3 pseudogenes are annotated in these 1,751 nt (G+C 31.4%); all 3 read right to left on the bottom strand.

The window, feature by feature from the left end:
* Positions 1-193, bottom strand: a pseudogene (locus TY19_RS04190) (IS630 family transposase); the annotation flags it as partial.
* Between the two features lie 27 nt (positions 194-220).
* Positions 221-555 (bottom strand): annotated as a pseudogene (locus TY19_RS26750) (IS630 transposase-related protein).
* A 70-nt stretch (positions 556-625) separates the two neighbouring features.
* A pseudogene (locus TY19_RS12690) lies at positions 626-1,224 on the bottom strand (IS982 family transposase); the annotation flags it as partial.
* Positions 1,225-1,751: the final 527 nt, after the last annotated feature.

The following is a 1,751-nucleotide window of genomic DNA, read 5'->3' as shown; positions in this document are numbered from 1 at the left end:
CTGTATAGCAAAAAGGAGCAAAAATTTTAGATTGGCATTTAGCTGCTATCAAGCTTTCCCTTGCAAAACGATGACCAGATATAGCTGAATAAACTTTCTCTCCTCTATAAGCTCGCCCACGATGACGTTGTAGACACTCATTAATTCCACTTTCATCAAGATAAACCGATCTTCTTCTGCTATCTTTTCTCATTCTTTTTTAAATTCCTCACTTTTTTTCTCATCTCTTTCTTTGTAAAATAAGGCCTTTTTTAAAAGTGATTTTAAGTCTTTTACAAGCATAGAATATAGAGGAAGGATCGACATTAAATTCTTTCGCTATCCTTTCAAATAACTATCAGGATATTTTTCAATATAGCTCTTTAGTTGGTCATGATCAATTTTAATTGGATGTCTTTTTCTTGGTTTGTCTTCTAAACATCCATTCCTTTGGCGCTTCAGCCAGTTAAATACTGTTCTTAATGCTACATCGAAAACTTATCTGACTTCTTCTGCAGAATGTCCAGTTTCTAAATAGTTGAGTGCTTTTTGCCTTAAATCTTTGGAATATGCCATAATTTTTTAACTCAAACTATATCTATATGCACGATTAAATTCAATTAACTATAACCTGAATTTTGGGTTTTTAGGTAGCCATTAACAACAAGCGATGCTGCTCTGCTAAGTTTATAGATGGCTTTTTAAGTTGATGAGGATAAGCAACAATCCCAGCTAATCGATTAATTAAAAAATTTCTGGCAGTTCTGTGGCGTGTCTATTCAATTTGAGAAATATTTTCTAACGGATCATTGACCGTTTCAATAATAGCTCGTTTTCTAAGAATTTTGTCTGTCAACTTCATAAGATTCTGCTTCCTATTCGATCTTAGGGTAGTAAATAGTTCAAGACCTTGTTTCAAAAGCCTCTTTGAAAGTTCTTTCGAAATATACCCCTTATCACCAAATAGTTTCCCAAAAATCCCTTTCGAGAAAGTTTCGACAATAGAAACATCAGCAACATTTCCAGGAGTTGGCTGAAAAGCCAAATTTTCTCCTTTCTTATTAAGCATAAGATGTCATTTGAATCCCAAAAACTATCTGGGGGTTGTTTTTCCCCTCTTTGCTAAACCTTTAAAAATCTTGTTTCTTTTTGGCAAACAATTATCGATGGAGAATCAATAAGAGCAATTCCTGTGATTTCTCCTCTTTTGTCTAGAAAATAAGCAAATAGAGGAACAAAAAGATTCAAATTTGACCTCTCATGTCATATTAAACAGTAGCTTGGGAAAACAAATGTTTTAAATGATGCAGAGATCTTTTGTCATTTAAATTTTATTCTTCTTATTCATTATCAAAGGGATAAATCAAAAATTTATTAACTATGAGTGTAAAAGACATTATTATTGAAAAAAAATTAAAACAATCATTTAAAGTTTGAATAGTTGATTAATTTTTCTTCATTAAAAAATGATTTACTCTATTTTAATTGAATTTCCTAATTTTAACATAGAATTCCTTAAAATTATTAATTTGCTCCAAAAATATAATGCCGTCTTATTCGCGTATTTAAAAGCGAAAATTTGGTTTAAATTAACTACTGTAATTTTCTTTGATCTAATTATGGTTAGCTTTTCTCTTGTAAGTGGAAAAAGCTTGTTTACGCATATTTTTGACAGACTCGAAGTATGTCAAACGCTTTGGATGAACTTTCCTAATAACCTGAATTTTGGGTTTTTAGGCAGCCATTAACAACAAGCGATGCTGCTCTGCTAA

Origin of the sequence: Candidatus Protochlamydia sp. R18, from assembly GCF_000648255.1 — a bacterium.
GTDB lineage: Bacteria > Chlamydiota > Chlamydiia > Chlamydiales > Parachlamydiaceae > Protochlamydia > Protochlamydia amoebophila.
The sequence above is the reverse complement of the archived record's forward strand: the minus strand, read 5'-3'. Positions and strand labels throughout refer to the sequence as shown.